This is a genomic window from Actinoplanes sp. NPDC049118, assembly GCF_040648555.1.
Classification (GTDB): domain Bacteria; phylum Actinomycetota; class Actinomycetes; order Mycobacteriales; family Micromonosporaceae; genus Actinoplanes.
The window spans coordinates 24,421-43,485 of sequence record NZ_JBEZDY010000019.1 but is presented as its reverse complement, the minus strand read 5'-3'; the positions used below and the strand labels follow the sequence as shown (position 1 = coordinate 43,485).

Below are 19,065 nucleotides of genomic sequence, written 5' to 3'. Positions count from 1 at the left end.
GGCCGCGATGTCCGTGATGAGACGTTCGCGGTGTTAATCCGATCAACGAGTGGGCTGCCCCCCGGGATGTGCCTCCATCGTGTTGACCATGAAGTAGGCGGCCCGCTCGAGGTAGTCCCAGAGGGCGGTGCGGTGCGGCTCGGGCAGGTGCAGCGAGTCGACCGCGGCGCGCATGTGCAGCAGCCAGGCGTCGCGCTCGGCGGGGCCGACCCGGAACGGTGCGTGCCGCATCCGCAGCCGCGGGTGGCCGCGGCTGGCCGAGTAGGTGTTCGGGCCGCCCCAGTACTGCATCAGGAACAGGGTCAGGCGGTCGGCGGCCGGGCCGAGGTCCTCCTCGGGGTACATCGGGCGCAGCAGGGGGTCCTGCGCGACGCCCTCGTAGAACGCGTCGACGAGCCGGCGGAAGGTCGGCTCGCCGCCGACTGCCTCGAAGAAGCTGGCTTCCGGTTGCTCTTCTGCTGCGCTCACCTGTCCAGTTTGCCAGCAGGACCGGGCCGAACCGGATCCGGTGTGACGTGCGTTGCCGCGGCGGTCGGCGGGACGACCGCCTGGGCGTCCTCCTCGGCGACCGCCTGCGGCCGGTAGGCGACCAGGGCCAGCATCAGCAGCAGCCCGCCGATGCTCCACACGCCGACGACCAGCGGGATCGACGAGACCTGGGCCAGGGCGCCGGTGGCGATCACGGCGAAGCACTGGGTGAACTGCAGGCCGCCCTGCACGACGCCGTACGCCCGGGCGCGGTAGCCGTGCGGCAGGGCCAGCACGAACTCGCCGTTGAGGGTGGGCATCAGGCCGCCCTGGGCGATGCCGGAGATCACGACGAACACGGCGACGGTCCCGGCGTTCGGCGCGAAGACGGTCAGGGCCAGCGCCGTCGGCGCCAGCAGGGCGAGCGGCCTGACCAGCCGGCGGCGCCGCGACTGGACGACCAGCCGGTTGATGCCGAGCCCGCCGATGACGAAGCCGATCGGGCCGGCGGCCATGATCAGGCCCTGGTCGAAGCCGCGGGCGGAGGGCTCCTCGTGGAACAGCGCGGCCCAGCCGGCGGCCAGGCCCTCGGGCAGGATCGTGAAGGTGGTCAGGGCGAACACCATCAGCGCGATCGAGCGCAGCAGCGGCGTACCGAAGACCAGGCGGAAGCCCTCGCCGGTCTCCCGCAGCAGGTGCCGTCGCTCGGCGCGGTCGGCGGCCCCGGGCCGCGGCCGGACGCCCATCGCGATCAGGCCGGCGGAGACGACGAAGGAGACCGCGTCCAGCGCGATGCCCAGCCGGGGGTTGATCGCGACGGCGAGCGTCGCGCCGAGCAGGTAGCCGACGACCTGGGCGGCCTGCGAGGTCGAGGCGTTGATGGCCAGGCCCGTGACGAGCTCGCGGCGGTCCAGGATCAGCGGCATCAGGGCGGAGCGCGCCGCCTGGGTGGGCGGGGCGCCGAGCATCGCCACGAAGAGCAGCACGATGATGACGTAGACGTTCATGCCGGGCAGCGCGATGAGCGCGATCGGGACGGCCCGGGCCAGGTCGGCGACGATCAGGACGCGGCGGTAGGGGTAGCGGTCCGCGAGCGCTGCCAGCACCGGGCCGCCGACGATCCACGGCACGTAGCTCACGGCGAACGACACGGCGGAGAGCAGCACGGACTCGGTCTGCTGGTAGACCAGCACGACGATCGCCGCGCGGGCCAGATAGTCGCCCAGCCAGCTGACGACGAGCGAGACGTAGAGCGCGCGGTACTCCTGAACCGCGAAGACGTCCCGGAAAGTCACGGGGCGCTCCGGCTCCGTCGCGCCGCCGGCCCGTTCGGCCGGTCGCGCGGCGGGTCGGTCGTCCGACACCAGGGCCCTCCATCGATCGCGACGGCCGGCGGGATCGCCGACGGCGGCCGGTCACGTTCGCCGGGTTTCTCCGGATTTGAAGCCTGCGCGAACGTGACGCTGCATGTGCAGATGCTCTTTGCGCGATTCTGCCCGATCGTCCGAGTCCTGGCTAGGGCGTACGGGCGAAATATCGTCCATTCGGTCGAGGTCGGACATCCCCCATCCTGCCGTATATGCAGGTCAGGTCGCACCCCCAGGAGTACCCGGGGTGTCGGGCGAGTGGTGCGGAAACCCCGGAGGTACCGCCGAACGGGGCAACATCCGCGACACGGCGATCCGCTCGGCGATCCCGGCGGCCTCCAGTGCCTCGGTGAGCCGGCGGCGCAACTCCCGCTGGATGGGGATCCGGCTGGCCGCGGCGGTCTTGGCGATCGTGCGGATGACCGCGCCGTCCACGGTGAGCTGGTCGACGCCGATGACCTCCGGCGGCTCGAGGAACTCGGTCGAGTGCGCGGGCTCCTCGGCCAGGGCGAGCGCGGCCTCGCGCAGCACCTGGGTCGCCTCCTCCGAGTTGACGAAGCCGATCGGGATGTCGATGACCACCATGGCCCAGCCCTGGCTCTTGTTACCGACCCGGATGATCTCGCCGTTGCGGACGTACCAGAGCACGCCCTGCATGTCCCGCACGGTGGTGACCCGCAGGCCCACGGTCTCGACGATCCCGATGGCGTCGCCCAGGTCGACCGTGTCGCCGACGCCGTACTGGTCCTCCAGAAGCATGAAGAGGCCGGCGATCAGGTCCTTGACCAGGCTCTGCGCGCCGAAGCCCACGGCAACCCCGACGATGCCGGCGCTGGCCAGCAGCGGGCCGAGATTGAAGCCGAGCTCACCCAGGACCAGGAGCGTGGCTATGGTGAAGACGACGGCGGTGACGAAGCTGCTCAGGACCGACCCGATCGCCTCGGCCCGCTGCCGGCGGCGCTCGGGGATGTAGGTGCTCTCGGCCGCCTCCTGCTGCTTGTCGGCGCGCTCGCGCAGCGGCTTGAGTAGGGCCGGCATCTCGGCCCGCGACGTGGTGGCGGTCAGCCGCCGGATGCCGCGGCGCAGCAGCCACCGGATGAAGATCGCGATCAGGACGATCAGGATGATCCGCAGCGGCTTGACGACGATCACGTAGCTGCTGTTGGCGAGCCACTGGATGCCGGTCTGGTCGAAGACCCAGGAGCAGAGCACGTCCGACTTGCAGGAATCCGTGAGCTCGGCGGGCACGCTGTAGATCGGTTCGGTGGAGCCGGACGGGGTGGGAACGGGGGCAAGCGGAATCACGGGGGCTTAACCTACCGGCCCGCGGTCCGGGGCTGCAGGCGGAACCGGACCGGGCGTGCCCGCACAAGACCTCAGACGTTTACGAGCCGACCGCAGATTCTGCTCGCAAATTCGTCATTCATCAGGGACTATTGGCGCACGAGCACCGGTAGATCCGGCGCTCGACCTATGACCACAAGCACACGGGAGCGGTTGCAAGCACCATACCGAAGGGTGATCGCGATGCCTGACATACGACCCACGGTCGGCTCCTCCGCGTTGGTATTGAACGCCACCTACGAGCCGCTGTGCGTCGTGTCGGTGCGTCGGGCGACGATCCTGGTGCTGACCACCAAGGCGGAATGCGTCTCCGACGGGGACGGCATCCTGCACAGCGCGCGCCAGGCCCTCCCGGTCCCGTCGGTGGTGCGCCTGACCCGGTACGTGAAGGTCCCGTACCGCACACACGTCGGCCTGTCCCGCCGAGCGATCTTCGCCCGCGACGGCGGCCGCTGCGCCTACTGCCGCGGCTCGGCCGAGACGATCGACCACGTCTTCCCCCGCAGCCGGGGCGGCCTGCACGCCTGGGAGAACGTGGTGGCGGCCTGCGCGAAGTGCAACCACAGCAAGGGCGACAAGACGCCCGCCGAGCTGGGCTGGCGCCTGCACGCGGCGCCTGCGGCCCCCCGGGGCGTCGCCTGGCGGGTGCTGGGCCACCGGACCCCGGACCCCCGGTGGGCGGACTGGCTCGACCTGCCCAAGCCCCTCGAGGCGGAGGCCGCGTAGGGACCGGCCGCGCCCGTCAGGCGTCTCTCGTGCCCGTCAGGCTGGCGAAGACGATGACGTTGTCGCTGTAGCCCCGGTCGCCGCCGAGCCAGCTCCCGCCGCACGTCACCAGGCGCAGCGACGGCCTGCTGTAGTCGCCGTAGACGCGCTTGATCGGGAGCTTCTCCTTGTTGAAGTGCTCCACCGAGTTGATCCGGAAGATCGCCACCCGGTCGTCCGCGCGCAGGATCTCGATCCTCTGACCCGGCTTCAGCCTGCCCAGGTCGTGGAAGACCGACGGGCCCGTGCGGGTGTCGGCGTGGCCGACGATCAGCGCCGGCCCGAACTGTCCCGGTGTCGGGCCCTGGTCGAACCAGCCGACCTCGTTGTGCCGCTTCAGCGGCGGCGTGCCGACCGAGCCGTCCTTCGCCAGGCCGACGTTCAGGATCGGCGCCGCCACCTTGATCGCCGGGATCATCAGGCGCTCGGGGTCGCTGGGGCTCAGCACCGGAAAGGCCCGCGGCGGCGGCTTGTCCGGGCCCTTGAAGAGGTCGCGCAGGTTGAAGCCGGTCGCCGCGCCGACCCCCGTGGCCACCGCGAACAGGCCGAGGAAGACCAGGATCACCGCGGCCAGGCCCAGCGGCATCTGCCGGCGGCCGCGGACCGGCTGCGGCGCCGGCAGCTTGGTGCCGCCCGAGGGGCGCGGCAGGCGGGCCGGTGCGGGCGGGGGAGGCGGCCGGGAGATCACCTCGGCCGGGCGGCGCCGGAGCACGGACTCGGGCATGCGTGGGCCGGGGGGCTCCTGCCTGGACACCGCCGGGCGGGGCATCTGCCGCCGCCTCAGCCGAGGCGGCGGCGCCGGGCGGCCACCACGCCGAGGGCCACGCCGGCCGCCACCGCGGCCAGCCCGCCGCCGATCATCGCCGTGGCGGACAGGGCCGGTGCGGTGCCGCCGCCGCCCGTCGCCGGGCCGCGGGCCGGTTCCACCTTCACGACCACGTGCAGGGTGTTCTCCGCGGTCTTCCCGTCCGGGCACTTCAGCCGTACGGGGTAGTCGCCCGGATCGGTCGCGGCCGGGACGCGCGTCGTTGCGGTGAGGAACCCGTAGCTCGGCGACACGGTGATCGTGCCGATCGGGTCGATCGTCACCGTCGCCGGTTTCAGGTTGTCGTCGCAGCTGGCGCGGATTCCGATCTCGTCGCCGGAGGGCACCGTGCTGGGGTTGGTCTCCACGAAGACGCTCGCCGCCAGGGCGGGTGATTCCTCCATCAGGACGACGGGCAGGGCCAGGGCAAGAGCCGCGAGTGCGGCCGGGACGGATGTGCGCATGACCTCCCCCTCCTGCCGTCCGCGGCAGAAACCTCGCGGACGGCGCGTGAGGGTGATTTTCGCACCTGCGCGCCGTTTTCGCGTGGGTGCGGTGATCCCACTTCGGGGGTGTTGACACCCGGCGGCCCGTGACGGCTAACACTCCGCTACCGTGATTACCGTTCGGATCACTGGGAACACAGTGAATTGGCCCGGTTCCTTTTTGACGCCTGGGGGCGTTGAGGTTGTCGATATTCAACACGGTTCTTGTCTTTGTCATCATTCCATCGGCGATCATCGCCGTGATCGCGGTGTCCGGCGCGTCCGGCGGCAGCCGGCACCGGCCGTCCCGCCGCTACCGCCCCGGCCGGCCCTACGACTTCAGGCCGATCTGGTTCCTGGCGTCGCCCGCGCAGGTGACCGCCCCGGGGACGCAGCCGGCGCTTCCGGCCGGAGTCCTCGAGGACTCCTCCGGCGCCCCGGTCCGGCCCGGCCCGACAGGAGGCGCAAGTGACCGTTGGTGAGACTCAGGCCCTGACGGCGGAGAGCAACGAGCAGCCGCTGACCGCGCTCGACCACCCCGGCGGGCCGACGCTGACCGAGCAGCCCGAGCTGACGATGTCGCAGGCCAGCATCGACGCGCTCGACGGGCCGTTCACGACCCGCCAGCTGCTCCGGCTCGACGAGGCGCTGCGGGTCGCCGATCAGCAGACCGGCCTGACGTTCAGCGTCTACCTCGGTGACCTCGAGGAGCCGACCCGCGAATACGCCGAGCAGCTGCACCGTCAGCTGGAGGGCGCCCCGAAGGCGGTGCTCGTCGCCGTCTCGCCCAACCAGCGGGTCCTGGAGATCGTGACGGGGTCGGAGGCGCGCAAGCGCATCACCGACCGCGACTCGAAGCTGGCCGCGCTCTCGATGGCGGCCGCGTTCGCCGGGGGAGACCTCGCGGGTGGCGTCCTTTCCGGACTCGACCAGCTGTCGTCACACGCCGGCCGGCACTAGAGCCACGCGGACGGGGAGACCCGTACCGGGAACGGGGCGTCGACCTTCACCAGGTCGGCGCCCTGCAGCGTCTTCTCGTGGACATAGCCGTCCGGGCCCAGGGCGTACGTGTGCAGCACCGGCGACCGGTCCGGCTCGATCCGCCAGTACGTCTCGATGCGCGCGTCCGCGTACAGGGCCGGCTTGAGCAGGCGGTCGTAGCGCCGGCTGGTGTCGGTCTCCACCTCGACCACCAGCGCGACGTCGGCCGGGTCGGCCCAGATCGCGCCCGAGGAGCGCGGCCGCAGCACGGTCACGTCCGGTACCAGGTTGCTGGCGCCGACCGCGACGCCGAGCCGTGCGCAGACCCACCAGCCGCTCGGTGCCGCGTCGCGCAGCAGCGTCACCACGGCCTGCACCACGGCCTCGTGCGGGCCGTTCAGGGGCGGGGTGACGTGCAGGCTGCCGTCGACGATCTCGTAGCGGTGCCCGTCCTGCGGGAAGAGGTGCAGGTCCGGCTCGGTCCACTGTCCTTCCGGGGCGGTCCAACGCACGACCGGGTTCGCACCGATAGTCACCGGACCACCTCCATCAGCGTGGAGTGTCAGCGTACTCACGCTTAGTTGTTTCCGGTGGGTTTCGACCCCGTAAGTTTCGCGGGTCGCAAGGAATTCATTCCCTCACGACCCGCGAAAACTCTCAGCCTGCGCTAGCGTCCTTCGCCCGGGCCTTCAGGGCCCGCAGCACGCCGTCCCGGCCCTCGGCGACCAGGCGGCGCAGCGACGGCGAGTGCCCGTCGGCGGCGAGCCACGCGTCGGTCAGCGCGACCGTCTCCTCGCTCACCTGGTACGCCGGGTAGGCCAGCATCGCGAACTCCTGGGCCGGCTCGCTGTCGGAGCGGGCCCAGACGGCGTCGACGGCCTCGAAGAACTTCGGGGCGAACGGTGCGGTGAGCTCCACCTGCGTCGACGCCTGGAAACCCTGCAGCAGCGAGCGGTTGAGCCAGTTCGGCAGCTTCTCCTCGCCCGTGAGCTGCGCCCAGACCCGGGCCTTGTTCTCCGCCGTCGGCAGCAGGGCACGGGCGAGCGCGGCCTCCCGCTCGCCGCTGGCGGTCAGGTCCGACGCCAGCTCCTCGTCGACCTCCGCCTCGCCGGCCGCGCCCTTGGCGGCCAGCGACTCGAGGATCGTCCAGCGCAGCTCGGTGTCGATGGTCAGGCCCGCCGGGATCCCGGTCCCGTTCAGCCAGCCCCGCAGGATCGCCAGGTCCTCGTCGCCGCGCGCCGCGTTGATGAAGGCGCGCGCCCAGGCGAGCTGGAAGCCGCTGCCCGGCTCGGTCGCGGCCAGCGTGGTCCGGGCGGTCTCGGCGAGCTGCGCCCAGCCCGTCGGCGCCCACTGCGGGTCCGCGTACATGGTCAGGGTGGTGGCGGCCTGGCGCAGCGTCGCCGTCGTCAGGTTGATGTCGCGCTCCAGCGGCAGGCCGGCGCGGACCAGCGCGATGTAGTCGCGGGCCGCAAGCTCGGCGTCGCGCAGCTGGTCCCAGGCCGCGGCCCAGCACAACGCCCGCGGCAGCGACGACTCGAAGCCGTCGATGTGCTGCACGACCGTCGCCATCGAGCGGTCGTCGAGGCGCAGCTTCGCGTACGTCAGGTCGTCGTCGTTGACCAGCAGCACGTCCGCGGCCCGTACCCCGGTCAGCGCCGGGATCTCGGTCTCCTCGCCGGTCACGTCGATCTCGAGCAGGTCCCGGCGGACCAGGCGGTCGTCCTGCAGGTCGTAGAGGCCGACGCCGATGCGGTGGGTGCGCAGCGTCGGGTAAGCCGCCGGCGCCTCCTGGCGCACGACCACGCTCTCGTACGTGCCGTCGGCGCCGATCGTCACCAGCGGGCGCAGCGTGTTGACCTGAGCCGTCTCGAGCCACTGCGCGGCGAACTTGCGCAGTTCCCGGCCCGAGGCCGTCTCCAGCTCGGTCAGCAGGTCGTCGAAGGTGGCGTTGCCCCACGCATGCCGCTGGAAGTACGCACGCAGCCCGTCGAGGAAGGCGTTCAGCCCGACGTACGCGACGAGCTGCTTGATGACGCTCGCGCCCTTGGCGTAGGTGATGCCGTCGAAGTTGACCTCGACGGCCTCCAGGTCGGGCATCTCGCAGTAGACCGGGTGCGTCGAGGAGAGCTGGTCCTGGCGGTAGCCCCACGCCTTGCGCACCGACAGGAACGTCGACCACGCGTCGGTGAACCGCGTCGCGGTCGTGTTGCACCAGTGGCTGGCCCACTCGGCGAACGACTCGTTCAGCCACAGGTCGTTCCACCAGCGCATGGTGACCAGGTCGCCGAACCACATGTGGGCCAGCTCGTGCAGGATCGTGTTGGCGCGCTGCTCGTACTCGTAGTCGGTGACCTGTGAGCGGAAGATGTAGTGCGCCTCGGCGTGCGTGACGCAGCCGAAGTTCTCCATCGCGCCGGCGTTGAAGTCGGGCACCCAGAGCTGGTCGTACTTCGGCAGCGGGTAGCGCACACCGAACTGCTCGTGGAAGAAGTCGAAGCCCTGCTTGGTGATCAGGAACAGGTCGTCCGGGTCGAGGTACTGCGCCATCGAGGCCCGGCAGTAGACACCCAGGTCGATGCCGTCGTGGCTGTCGCGCAGCTCGTGGTACGGCCCCGCGCACAGCGCCGTGATGTAGGTGCTCATCCGCGGCGACGTCTGAAAGTGGACGGTCTTCGCGCCCGCCTCGGCCGGGACGGTGTCGTCCACCGGCATGTTCGAGACGACCTTCCAGTGCGCCGGCACCGTGGCGTGCCAGGTGAAGACGCTCTTCAGGTCGGGCTGGTCGAAGGCGGCGTACACGCGCTGGGCGTCCGCCGTCTCGAACTGGCTGTAGAGGTAGATCTCCTTGTCGACCGGGTCCTCGCTGCGCTGCATGCCCTGCCCGCTCGCCGAGTACGCGAAGTCGGCATCGACGATCAGCGTGTTCTCCGCGGCCAGGCCGGTCAGGGTCAGGCCGTTCTCCGCCGACCAGCCGGACAGGTCGACGGGTGCGCCGTTGAGCGTCGCGTGCCGGACGCTCGCCGCCGCCACCTCGATGAACGTCGTCGCGCCGGGTTCGGTGCAGCGGAAGGCGACCCGGGTGGTCGTGCGGAACGTGCCCGTACCGGGCCCACCCTGGCCGTCGGTCAGGTCCAGGGCGATGTCGTACCCCGTCACCTCGAGCAGGCGGGCCCGCTCGGCGGCCTCGACCTGGGTCAGGTTACGAACTCCGGCCACTTCAATCTCCTCAATGCTGGTCCAGGCTTCATCGCCCCGACCTAGAGCTTTCCACGTCACCATATGTGGTCGTCGCGTGGCGCACGTCACCGCCGGGTCCGGGCCGGGCGAGGCAGGATCAAGGGTATGAGTGAACGCGCCGCGGTCGACATGTGGTTCGACCCCCTGTGCCCATGGGCCTGGATAACCTCCCGCTGGCTGCTGGAGGTCGAGAAGGTCCGATCCGTCGATATCACGTTCAACGTGATGAGCCTCTCGGTGCTCAACTCGGGCCGCGACCTGCCCGAGCAGTACCGGGAGCTGATGACCAAGGGCTGGGGCCCGGTCCGGGTCTGCATCGCCGCCGCCGAGGCCGCCGGTCCGGCGGTGCTGCGCGACCTGTACACCGCCCTCGGTACCCGCATCCATCTGCAGAAGTACGAGCTCGACGAGAAGCTGTACACCGAGGCGCTCGCCGAGGTCGGCCTCGACCCGGCGCTGGCCGCGGCGGCCGACACCGACGCCCGGGACGAGGCGCTGCGGGCCAGCCACAACGCGGGCATGAAGCCGGTCGGCACGGACGTCGGAACGCCGGTCATCCACGCGCCCGGTCCGGTCGAGGGCGAGAAGATCGCCTTCTTCGGTCCGGTCGTGACGCCCGCGCCGAAGGGTGAGGCGGCGGGCCGGCTGTGGGACGGCGTCCTGCTGGTCGCCGGCACGCCGGGCTTCTACGAACTCAAGCGCACCCGCGATCTGGGCCCGATGTTCGACTGATGCGCCACCTGAGTCTCCGGCAGGTCGTTGGATGAGGCGAGAACCACATCCGACCGGAGGCTCTGATGGCCGAGTCCGACAGCATCGCCACTTCCACCATCGCGGTACATCGCGGGGCCTGGGACAGCTTCTGCCCCAACCTGCCCTCCGATGTCGCCGCGATGGTGGCGCCGCCCGTGACCGTGTCCAGCTTTCCGCTGGTCACGGCGCCGGAGCCCGTCTCGGCCCGGCGCCGGGCGAAGCAGGGCAAGCTGCGCGGCAACCTGCCGTCCGCGCCGCAGTACGGCCGGCACCGGCTCCGCTCGCAGCCGTGAGACGACACCGGGGTGTGCGCACGGCCGTCACACCCCGGCGGTAGGTTCGCTGGCATGACGGTCGTGCACCCGATCAGCCGGGCCTGGATCACCACTGGCGGCACCGGCGCGCAGAATTACGACGAGTTCGCCGACGACGCGGAGATCACCGCGATCATCGCCGCGAACCCGCACAGCGCGCTCGCCATCGAGATGCCACACCGGGCGCCGGACTCCGTGGGTAAGGCGTTCGCCGACTGCCTGCCCGACGCCGCCGCGCGACTCGCGGAGGAGAAGGCCGCGGGCAGCTACTCGTCGGCGGAGGACGTGGTGGTCCTCTACCGGATCACCGCGCCCGGCGACCCCGCCGCCTACGGGCTGTGGTCGATGGTCGACACCGACCAGATCTCCACCAGCGCCGACGAGCCGGGCCTGGTCATCCGCAACGAGGACGTGTTCATCGCCAAGGTGCGCGAGCGCGTCGCCCTGGCCGAGACGCTGCAGACGCTGCTCTCGCCCGTGCTGCTGCTGCAGACCGGCAGGGGCGAGGAGCTGCACGCGGCGCTCGCCGCGGCCACCGACGCCGCCGGTGCGCCCGCCGCGACCGACACCGACCAGAGCGGCCGCACGCACGCCATCTGGGTGGTTTCCCCCGGCCCGCTGCAGGACGAGCTCACCGCGCTCGCGGGCGGCGGCGAGCTGGTCGTCGCCGACGGCAACCACCGCAGCCTGGCCGCGCAGACCGGCGGCCTGCCGCGCTTCCTGGCCGTCGTGACCACCCCCGGGTCCGTCGCGATCCAGCCCTACAACCGCCTGATCAGCGAGCTGCCGGCCGCCGGCTTCGTCGAGCGCCTCACCGCGGCCGGCGCCCGGGTCGAGGAGCTGCCGCGCCCCGCGGCCATCCCCGCCAAGGGCACCATCGAGCTGTACGCGGGGGGCCGCTCGTTCTCCGTAGTGCTGCCGCCGGCCGAGGGCAGCAGCCCGGTGGAGAACCTCGACCACGCCCTGGTCGAACGGATCCTGCTCGGCGACGTCCTCGGGCTCGACCCGGGAGACAAGCGCATCTCGTACGTCGGCGGCGACTACCCGGCGCAGTGGCTGTGCGGCGAGGTCGACGCCGGCCGCGCCGAGCTGGCGGTCCTGATCGCCCCGGTCACCGTCGACGACTTCGTGGCGGTGAATCTCGCCCGGCAGAAGCTGCCCCGCAAGAGCACCTGGTTCACGCCGAAGGCCCGCGGCGGCCTCGTCCTGGCCCAGCTCTCCTGATCCTTCCGACCGACCGCCACCCGAAGAAGGAAGAATGGCCTTACATCCGCAGGTGGAGGCGTCGCTGGCGATCCGGCGTCGCCCGGGCGCCGAGGTCCTGGCGGTGGACCCTCACGCGCAGCTCGTCCTCGCGCGCGAGGCGATGGAGGAGTCCGTCGAGGCCGAGTGCGGCCCGGCGATCCCGCTGCCGGTGGTGGTCGATGTGGATGCGGCCGGCGTGCCCTGCCGGCTCTACGCGGCCGGCGTCGGCGCGCCCGTCTTCGTCTACGTGCACGGCGGCGGCTGGTGCTACGGCAGCGTCGAGACGGTCGACCGGCTCTGCCGGCGCATCGCGGACCGCTCGGGCTGCGCGGTGTTGTCGGTCGGCTACCGGCTCGCGCCGGAGCACGTCTTCCCGGCGGCCCTCGACGACGTCGAGACCGTGCTCGCCTGGGTACGCAAGGAGGGCACGGGCCTCGGCCTCGACCCGTCCCGGCTGGCGATCGGCGGCGACAGCGCGGGCGGGCAGCTCGCCACCGTCGCGGCCCGGCGCCAGCGCGACGCCGCCACACCGCTCGACTACCAGGTGCTGATCTACCCGGCCATCGACCCGATGACGGCGTCGGAGTCCTACGACGAGGTCGGCGGCTACGGTCTCGACCGCGAGTGGATGCGGCTGGCCTGGGAGGCCTTCGTGCCGGAGCCAGCCCTGCGCTTCAGCGCCGACGTCGCGCCGCTGGCGGTCGCGGACCTCGCCGGGATGCCGCCGACGCTGCTGCTCACCGCGGAATACGACGTGCTGCGCGACGAGGGCGCCGACTACGCCGACGCGCTGCTGGCGGCCGGCGTCCCGGTGGTGCACGTCCGCTATGCGGGCGTCAACCACGGCTTCGCCCGCAAGCTCGCGCTCTTCGACGCCGCGCGTGCCGCCGCCGACCAGATCGCCGCGAGTCTGCGGGCCGCGCTGACGTTCTGATCGCGGTTTGAAAGACTGCGGGTCATGCGCGTCTATCTGGGTTCCGACCACGCCGGCTACGAGCTGAAGATGCACCTGGTCAACCACCTCAGCAAGCAGGAGTACGACGTCGTCGACGTCGGTCCGTTCGGGTACGACCCCGAGGACGACTATCCGGCGTTCTGCCTGAACACCGGCGCGAGGGTGGTCGCCGACGAGGGCAGCCTGGGCATCGTCATCGGCGGCTCCGGCAACGGCGAGCAGATCGCCGCCAACAAGATCGCCGGGGTCCGCTCGGCGCTGGCGTGGAACGTCGAGATCGCCCAGCTCGCCCGCCAGCACAACGACGCGAATGTGCTCGCCATCGGCGGCCGCCAGCACACCCTGGACGAGGCCACCGCGATGGCCGAGGCGTTCCTGACCACCCCGTTCTCGGGCAGTGAGCGGCACGCCCGCCGCATCGGCCAGCTCGCCGAGTACGAGCGCACCCGCGTGCTGCCGCCGCTGCCGCAGAGCTGAGCCCTACCTGTTGCGGGGCAGGTCCTCGCGGGGCATCCAGTTGCGCCGCACGATCGGAAGTTCGGCGTCGGCCTCGGCGAGTTGCTCCGGGGTCGGCCGGGCCGCGTCCCGGGCGCGCAGCGCAGCGCCGACGCTGACCTGTGACGAACCCGATCCGACGAGGCCGCGCAGCCCTCGCTCGGACTGGTCGTCGCCGCCGGCGCCCGCGCCGGAGGTCGGCCGGGCGCCGTGCGCGGGCCGGGGCCGGCCCGCGAAGGCGTTGCCGGCGGCCCGGGGCGGCCGGGCCGCGGGTCTCGGGCTCTCGGTGACGGGATCCAGCACCGGTGCCGTCGCGTCGACGGTCTCGCCGGTCACGGCCGGCGTGGGCGTGACGGCGGCCGGGTCGGGCGCCGCGGCGGGCGCGGCCGAGGCCGCTGAGGGGGGACGCAAGCGGCGGCGTCGACGTTCGGGTTCTTCGCCCATGACGCCGAACCTACCGCCGCCTGGCCCACTCAGAACACCTCGGTGGGATTCGGCAGGCGATGCCAGGCGAAGGCGGTCGAGGCCCGGCGCAGCGCGCCCGGCGTCAGTTCGCGGACCGTGCCGGCGGCACCGAGCGCCGCCAGCGACGTCGCTCCCAGGTAGGCCGAGCCCAGCTCCAGGACCGTGCAGGCCAGGTCGGCGGGGTCGTCGGTGCGCGTGCAGGTGGCGACGCCGTCCGGGTCGGTCCTCAGCCGCCAGCGGCCGGCGTTCGCGGCCAGCAGCGGGTCGGTGACCTCGAGGACCACGTCGACCGGGGCGGCGTACGCGCGGGCGGCGAGCGCCTTCGGCACGTCGACGACGCGGATCCAGAGGCCGTCGACCAGTACGCTGCCGAGCCGGCGCGGCTCGTCGACCAGGTACTGCAGCGGCTCGTCGACCGCCGCGAAGTGCATCGTCGCGGAGCGGGCCAGATCGGTCGTGAGAAGGAAGTTCCACAGGGCCGCGTAGGTGGCCGGGTCGGCGGCCACGACCTCACGGATCTGTACCTCGCAGTCCGGGCCCAGGCGGTCCCAGCGGGACTTGGCGCGCCAGAGGGCGTACCCGGTCGGGCCCTCGGGTGTGTCGTGCACCACGCCGTGCAGGGCGGTCGAGCCCCCGCGCTGCGACTCGAGGTCGGCCAGCACGTAGCGCCACCACCGGTCGTCCCGGCTGGACCAGCCGGTGCGTTCGGGGCGCAGCTGCTCGTAGACCTTCGCGAACTCGGCGATCGCGTCCGCTGGCGCCACCACGCGCAGCCGGGAACCGGAACCGGGCACGAGCGCCGCGGGCGGGCGTACCTCCCGGGTGGAGATCTCCATGCGGAGACGCTGCGCCGCCGGCCCGTAGCCGAACCGGGGATAGATCTTGGACTCGCTCGCCCAGAGGACGGCGAGCGGCTCGCGGCCGGCGGCCGCGATCTCCCGCAGCTGCCGGTGCATCATGCGGGTGAGCAGCCCACGCCTGCGGTGGGTCGGCGCGACACCGACGAGTGACACGTGCGCTGCCGGCAGGATCGCACCGGGCACGGTCAGTTCCCTGCTGAACGCCCCCGCGTGCCCGACGACCGCGCCGGCGTCGTCGGCGACCAGCGTGCGGTCGGTCTCGACGACGGAGGCCTCGACTTCGCTGGCCTGCTGGTCGATCGCCTCGTGAAAGACGTGGCCGAGCAGGGCGGAGACCGCGGCCCAGTCGTCGGCGTCGCCCATCCTGATCCGGATCGCAGAGTCGTCCATGGTGTTTGTGTAACGGAACCCGCGCGCTACTGCGACCGATATTTGCCCGGTCGTTACTCTCGATGCAGGGCGGTGTCCGGCCGTACCGGGGGAGGGGAACTATGTCAGAGCAACCGCAGTGGCCCGAGCGGACGCTGGACATGCCGCCGCAGGATCCCTGGGCAGAGCAGCCGACGTCGCGGACGGTGCCGCAATCCGCATCCGCGCCGCCGCCGACGCAGGCCGTGCCGCCGTCGCCGTTCTCCAGCGGTCGCGCAGCGGTGAATCCGCGCCCGCGCACCCAGCAGTTCGCGGCGGAGCACGAGCCGACCGGCACCGGCTGGCCGGGCGCCGACGCGCCGCAGGAGCGGCAGCCGCTCGGCTGGCACGTGCGCCAGCTGCGCCGCGGCGGCGAGTGGAGCTTCGCGGGCCTGCTCTTCGCGTTCGTCTGCTGGGGCATCTGGGCCATCTCCTCGGACGGCGACCTGACCACGCCGGTCGTGGTGTTCATCGTGTCGGTGCTGGTCGCCGCGGGTCTTTTCGTCCTGTCCCGGCTGGTGGGCCGGGTGGTGCTCGAACGCCAGTTCGGCCGGGTCCGCCGCACGGCGCGCGGCTCCCACATGGTGGCGGGGCTCTTCCTGGTCGGCGTGGGGATCGCACACCTGCGCCAGACGGAGTGGGTGATGACCGCCTTCAACTGGGTCGCCGACCTGTTCCGGTAGGCCCGTACCGGCGGACTCAGTCGATTTGCCGGCGGCAACGCCGGTGAACGGGGTTGACGGAGCGCTGTCGTGGGCAAGACTGTGAGTTATGGCGTACCCACCCGAGGATCGTCCCGTCGCCGCCCCGGAGGACGGCGCGCCGCCGCCGCTGCCGCCGGAGCTGGCCGGGACCCTCGCGGGCCTGGAGGGCGCCGGTAAGGCACCCCCGCCGCGGCGCCCGGACACGGCGGTGCCGCGGACGCGTACGAGTGCGGTCTGGTTCGGGGTGTGGGCCGGCGCCGTCGCGCTCATTCTGCTGATCATCTTCGTCGCGCAGAACACCGGAAACGTCCGGCTCAGCTTCCTCTGGATGGACGGCCAGATCTCCCTGGCGCTGGCGATGTTGATCGCCGGCGTCTGCGGCGCGTTCGTGGCCATGGCCGTCGCCTCCGTCCGGATCATCCAGCTGCGCCGGCTGGTCCGCCGCCGCTGATCCGTCGAGTTCCCCGCTTTCCTCGGCGGTACCGCCTCACGCCTTGACATGTGACCTTTTGGTCACATAACTTTGAGTCATGGCGGACGACGACCGGGTGTTCAAGGCGCTCGCCGACCCGACCCGTCGCTTCCTGCTCGACCTGCTCTTCGCCCGCGAGGGGCGCACCCTCACCGAGCTCGAGTCCGAGGTGGAGATGACGCGCTTCGGCGTGTCCAAGCACCTGAAAGTGCTGGAGGAGGCGGGGCTCGTGGTGGTGCGGCGGGAGGGCCGGGAGAAGTTGCACTTCCTCAATCCCGTGCCGATCCGGCTGATACACGACCGCTGGATCGACAAGTACACGGAGCGTCACGTGACGGCGCTCGTTGACCTCAAGAGATCGTTGGAGGAAGAGTCATGACCGACACCACCACCCAGGTCTACCGCGTGTGGATCAAGGCGGCCCCGGAGAAGATCTGGGCCGCGATCACGGAGCCCGAATGGACGAGGAAGTACGGATACGCGGCCCCGTCCTTCTACGAGCTCAAGCCCGGTGGCGCCTACCGCTCCGAGGCCACCGAGGAGATGCGCGAGTTCGGCCGGCAGAACGGCTTCCCGATCCCGGACACGATCGTCGACGGTGAGGTGCTGGAGAGCGACCCGCCGCGGCTGCTGGTGCAGACCTGGCGGATGCTCATGGACCCGACGACGGCGGCCGAGCCCTTCACCAAGCTGACCTACCTGATCGAGGAGCTGAAGTCGGAGCCCGGCGTCTGCCGGGTCACCGTCACCCACGAACTCGTCGACGCGCCGGCGACGGCGACGATGGTGGCCGGCTCGCCGCTGGACGAGGCCGGGGGCGGCGGCTGGGCCTGGGTGCTCAGCGACCTCAAGTCGCTGCTCGAGACGGGTTCGCCGCTCAGCGCCCGCTGACCGGACGGGATGCCGGCCCGCGAGGGGGCCGGCATCTCGTGTTCGAGCCGCCGTGGTTCCTACCGGGTCCAGGGCTCCGCGGGCAGGCACTGCGAGCCGGCCTCGCCGTAGACCACCTCTCCCGACGGGTCGGCATAGCACCGGTCGACCCGATCGAACGATCGGAGCAACCGGCGGCGCCCGATCCCGCCGCCGCCTTCGCCGATGCTGACGAGTTCGGCGTTCTTCGTGACCGAGCCCCCGCTGATCAGCCCGAAAACGCCGCGCTCGACGCGTGCCGTCGTCGTGCGACCGTTTCCGTGATCGAGCACGAGCCGCTGCACCCGGTCGCTGACCCGTCCCGCCACGATGACCTCACCCCCGTCGACCTCGGTCGACGAGAGGCTCACCACCTGCACCGGGCCGGGCATCCAGTCCCGCGATCGCCAACACTCGCCGCTGGTGCCACCGCTCACCTCCTCGCCGGCCGCCGCTCGGTGCGTGCCGTGTTGGTGGCGACCACCAGCAACCACGGCAGCATCGAGCCCTCGACGGCCCGGGTGTCCGCCCGGCGACGCCACGCCGTCACACCCACCTATGACCGGCCGGGCCGGCCGTGTTGCACGGGAAGTAATCTCACGCGGTGCTGACGTCGATGCGTGACCTCAACGATGATGATCGTGAACTTGTCGAGCATGCACGCGGGATCGTCGATGCGAACACCGACGGCGTCGACGGCGTACACACCATGGGCGCGGCGGTGCGTGCCGCGGACGGTCGGATGTTCGGCGGAATCAACCTCTACCACTTCACGGGCGGACCGTGCGCCGAACTCGTCGCGCTGGGCCACGCCCGGGCGTCCGGCGCGCGCCTGCTGACGACGATCGTGGCGGTCGGCAACTTCGGGCGCGGACCGGTCGGACCCTGCGGCCGGGACCGCCAGATCCTCATCGACTACCACCCGGACATCCGGGTGATCCTTCCGACGCCCGACGGACCGAGGAGCGTGTGGATCCGCGACCTCGTACCGCTCGCCACGATGTGGACGCCGTAGCCCGGCTACGACGGGTGATCGCCGGGTGGCGGACGGATGAATATGCCATTCGCACTATCCCCGTCGCGGGTCGCCCGGCACTAGGTTTTTCTGCCGGCGCCGACCCCGACGGGCGTGCGCGGACTGATCGGAGACGACTGTGAAGAACGGCAGGCTCAACGCCCTCAGCGCCCCGCTGGCGACTCTGCTGTTGACGGCCGTCGTGAGCGGGTGCGGGGACGCGGGCGGCGAGACGACGTCGGCGCGGCCGGTGGACGCCCCCGTAGCCGTGCCGACCGCGGACGCCACGGCGGAGACGACCACACCGGCCGCGGACAGTGCGGCGAAGGTCACCGCGCCGGACGCCTGCGACCTGCTCACGATCGCGGAGATCAAGAAGCTGACCGGCCTGGCGGTGTCGATCCGCACCAACACGCCGGACCGGTGCATCTGGATCGTCGAGAAGCCCACGGACAGCCACTACGGCGGGCTGACCATCGGCGTGCAGGCCTATGCCACGGCGGAAGAGGCCAAGGAGCAGTTCAAGTGGTTCGTCTCCGAGCGGGTGCCGGGCATCGGTGACGAGGCGTCGGTCAGGGAGTCGGGCGTTACCGAGCTGGCCGTACGCGTCGGCGCCGCGAAGCTGACGATCACCGAGCAGAACCCGGCCATCACCCAGGAGGTCCTCTTCGAACTCGGGCGTTCCGTCGCCCGCAACGCCGGCTGAGGGGCGCCCCGACCTGCCGTTCGGGCGCGGCTGTCGGGTTTCGGACACCGGTGGCAGGCGCGCATCGTGGGAGCATCGCCGGATGCCGGACGGTACTGATCCCGTGGCCGAGCTCGCTCCGCAGACATATCAGTGTCACCTGGACAACCGGGACCTGACCGATCAGGTGCGCGAGGAGCTGGCCGAACAGGTCCCGGTGGCATTCAGGAAGCGCGGCCTTCGCCCCTTCGAAGTGATCGTCACCTGCCCGGGTACCACCGCGCCGCATGACGTCAGCGTCTCCGGCCAGGTGCGGTACTCCAGGTAGGGGGT

The 19,065-nt window shown here is 71.5% G+C and carries 23 protein-coding genes and 1 pseudogene; 14 read left to right on the top strand and 10 right to left on the bottom strand.

What is annotated here, in order from left to right; all coding sequences use genetic code 11:
- Nucleotides 1-42 precede the first annotated feature (42 nt).
- The 3 genes from AB0B58_RS27790 to AB0B58_RS27780 form a co-directional block, all read right to left on the bottom strand.
- On the bottom strand, nucleotides 43-468 hold the full coding sequence (locus AB0B58_RS27790; protein WP_360229471.1) for a globin: 426 nt from the start codon (nucleotides 466-468) through the stop codon (nucleotides 43-45).
- A complete protein-coding gene (locus AB0B58_RS27785) occupies nucleotides 465-1,832 on the bottom strand; it encodes an MFS transporter (RefSeq protein ID WP_360229469.1) in 1,368 nt (455 codons plus the stop codon). The genes AB0B58_RS27790 and AB0B58_RS27785 overlap by 4 nt, the downstream gene beginning before the upstream one ends.
- A 222-nt stretch (nucleotides 1,833-2,054) precedes the next feature.
- Nucleotides 2,055-3,092, bottom strand: coding sequence for a mechanosensitive ion channel family protein (locus AB0B58_RS27780; protein ID WP_360229708.1), 1,038 nt, complete (start codon nucleotides 3,090-3,092; stop codon nucleotides 2,055-2,057).
- Between the two features lie 270 nt (nucleotides 3,093-3,362).
- On the opposite strand from AB0B58_RS27780, the gene AB0B58_RS27775 reads away from it, so the two are divergent.
- Nucleotides 3,363-3,905 (top strand): HNH endonuclease, encoded by a 543-nt coding sequence (locus tag AB0B58_RS27775; protein ID WP_360229467.1) that lies wholly within the window; start codon nucleotides 3,363-3,365, stop codon nucleotides 3,903-3,905.
- 16 nt (nucleotides 3,906-3,921) lie between these two features.
- Here the strand turns inward: AB0B58_RS27775 and AB0B58_RS27770 are convergent, their stop codons facing one another.
- The gene (locus AB0B58_RS27770) at nucleotides 3,922-4,668 is read right to left on the bottom strand and encodes a class F sortase (protein WP_360229465.1); all 747 of its coding nucleotides are present in this window, start codon (nucleotides 4,666-4,668) and stop codon (nucleotides 3,922-3,924) included.
- A gap of 56 nt (nucleotides 4,669-4,724) precedes the next feature.
- A complete protein-coding gene (locus AB0B58_RS27765) occupies nucleotides 4,725-5,213 on the bottom strand; it encodes a hypothetical protein (protein WP_360229463.1) in 489 nt (162 codons plus the stop codon).
- Nucleotides 5,214-5,810: 597 nt separating this feature from the next.
- Between AB0B58_RS27765 and AB0B58_RS27760 the strand changes: the two genes are divergently transcribed.
- Complete coding sequence (locus AB0B58_RS27760) at nucleotides 5,811-6,194, top strand: DUF5130 family protein (RefSeq protein WP_360229706.1); 384 nt, start codon at nucleotides 5,811-5,813, stop codon at nucleotides 6,192-6,194.
- Here the strand turns inward: AB0B58_RS27760 and AB0B58_RS27755 are convergent.
- Both AB0B58_RS27755 and pepN read right to left on the bottom strand, forming a co-directional pair.
- Nucleotides 6,191-6,751, bottom strand: a complete 561-nt coding sequence (locus tag AB0B58_RS27755) for a Uma2 family endonuclease (RefSeq protein ID WP_360229461.1) — start codon at nucleotides 6,749-6,751, stop codon at nucleotides 6,191-6,193. The two genes, AB0B58_RS27760 and AB0B58_RS27755, sit on opposite strands and share 4 nt — an antisense overlap.
- Nucleotides 6,752-6,872: 121 nt before the next feature.
- A complete protein-coding gene (gene pepN / locus AB0B58_RS27750) occupies nucleotides 6,873-9,431 on the bottom strand; it encodes an aminopeptidase N (RefSeq protein WP_360229459.1) in 2,559 nt (852 codons plus the stop codon).
- 126 nt (nucleotides 9,432-9,557) lie between these two features.
- Between pepN and AB0B58_RS27745 the strand changes: the two genes are divergently transcribed.
- The 5 genes from AB0B58_RS27745 to AB0B58_RS27725 all read left to right on the top strand — a co-directional run bounded on the left by AB0B58_RS27745 (nucleotide 9,558) and on the right by AB0B58_RS27725 (nucleotide 13,196).
- Nucleotides 9,558-10,184, top strand: a complete 627-nt coding sequence (locus tag AB0B58_RS27745; protein ID WP_360229457.1) for a disulfide bond formation protein DsbA — start codon at nucleotides 9,558-9,560, stop codon at nucleotides 10,182-10,184.
- Nucleotides 10,185-10,249: 65 nt separating this feature from the next.
- Complete coding sequence (locus tag AB0B58_RS27740; RefSeq protein WP_360229455.1) at nucleotides 10,250-10,498, top strand: hypothetical protein; 249 nt, start codon at nucleotides 10,250-10,252, stop codon at nucleotides 10,496-10,498.
- A 54-nt stretch (nucleotides 10,499-10,552) separates the two neighbouring features.
- Nucleotides 10,553-11,743: a DUF1015 family protein gene (locus AB0B58_RS27735; protein WP_360229453.1), complete on the top strand. Its 1,191-nt coding sequence runs from the start codon at nucleotides 10,553-10,555 to the stop codon at nucleotides 11,741-11,743.
- Between the two features lie 34 nt (nucleotides 11,744-11,777).
- Entirely contained in the window at nucleotides 11,778-12,698 is a 921-nt protein-coding gene (locus tag AB0B58_RS27730; protein WP_360229451.1) for an alpha/beta hydrolase, read from the top strand.
- A 24-nt stretch (nucleotides 12,699-12,722) separates the two neighbouring features.
- Nucleotides 12,723-13,196, top strand: a complete 474-nt coding sequence (locus AB0B58_RS27725; RefSeq protein ID WP_360229449.1) for a ribose-5-phosphate isomerase — start codon at nucleotides 12,723-12,725, stop codon at nucleotides 13,194-13,196.
- Nucleotides 13,197-13,199: 3 nt separating this feature from the next.
- Here the strand turns inward: AB0B58_RS27725 and AB0B58_RS27720 are convergent.
- Nucleotides 13,200-13,394: pseudogene (locus AB0B58_RS27720) on the bottom strand (hypothetical protein); the annotation flags it as partial.
- Between the two features lie 293 nt (nucleotides 13,395-13,687).
- On the bottom strand, nucleotides 13,688-14,929 hold the full coding sequence (locus AB0B58_RS27715) for a GNAT family N-acetyltransferase (protein ID WP_360229447.1): 1,242 nt from the start codon (nucleotides 14,927-14,929) through the stop codon (nucleotides 13,688-13,690).
- 101 nt (nucleotides 14,930-15,030) lie between these two features.
- On the opposite strand from AB0B58_RS27715, the gene AB0B58_RS27710 reads away from it, so the two are divergent.
- From AB0B58_RS27710 to AB0B58_RS27695, 4 genes are all read left to right on the top strand, one after another.
- Complete coding sequence (locus AB0B58_RS27710) at nucleotides 15,031-15,630, top strand: DNA-directed RNA polymerase II (protein WP_360229445.1); 600 nt, start codon at nucleotides 15,031-15,033, stop codon at nucleotides 15,628-15,630.
- A gap of 88 nt (nucleotides 15,631-15,718) precedes the next feature.
- A complete protein-coding gene (locus AB0B58_RS27705) occupies nucleotides 15,719-16,102 on the top strand; it encodes a lipopolysaccharide assembly protein LapA domain-containing protein (protein WP_360229443.1) in 384 nt (127 codons plus the stop codon).
- Between the two features lie 79 nt (nucleotides 16,103-16,181).
- Nucleotides 16,182-16,502, top strand: a complete 321-nt coding sequence (locus tag AB0B58_RS27700; protein WP_360229441.1) for a metalloregulator ArsR/SmtB family transcription factor — start codon at nucleotides 16,182-16,184, stop codon at nucleotides 16,500-16,502.
- Nucleotides 16,499-17,014 (top strand): SRPBCC domain-containing protein, encoded by a 516-nt coding sequence (locus AB0B58_RS27695; protein ID WP_360229439.1) that lies wholly within the window; start codon nucleotides 16,499-16,501, stop codon nucleotides 17,012-17,014. Before AB0B58_RS27700 ends, AB0B58_RS27695 begins: the two co-directional genes overlap by 4 nt.
- Before the next feature lie 59 nt (nucleotides 17,015-17,073).
- Here AB0B58_RS27695 and AB0B58_RS27690 read toward each other — a convergent pair whose 3' ends face one another.
- A complete protein-coding gene (locus tag AB0B58_RS27690; RefSeq protein ID WP_360229437.1) occupies nucleotides 17,074-17,469 on the bottom strand; it encodes a hypothetical protein in 396 nt (131 codons plus the stop codon).
- Between the two features lie 167 nt (nucleotides 17,470-17,636).
- Between AB0B58_RS27690 and AB0B58_RS27685 the strand changes: the two genes are divergently transcribed.
- From AB0B58_RS27685 to AB0B58_RS27675, 3 genes are all read left to right on the top strand, one after another.
- Complete coding sequence (locus tag AB0B58_RS27685) at nucleotides 17,637-18,047, top strand: cytidine deaminase (RefSeq protein ID WP_360229435.1); 411 nt, start codon at nucleotides 17,637-17,639, stop codon at nucleotides 18,045-18,047.
- Nucleotides 18,048-18,186: 139 nt separating this feature from the next.
- Nucleotides 18,187-18,753, top strand: coding sequence for a hypothetical protein (locus AB0B58_RS27680; RefSeq protein WP_360229433.1), 567 nt, complete (start codon nucleotides 18,187-18,189; stop codon nucleotides 18,751-18,753).
- 82 nt (nucleotides 18,754-18,835) lie between these two features.
- Nucleotides 18,836-19,060, top strand: a complete 225-nt coding sequence (locus tag AB0B58_RS27675) for a hypothetical protein (protein ID WP_360229431.1) — start codon at nucleotides 18,836-18,838, stop codon at nucleotides 19,058-19,060.
- Nucleotides 19,061-19,065: the final 5 nt, after the last annotated feature.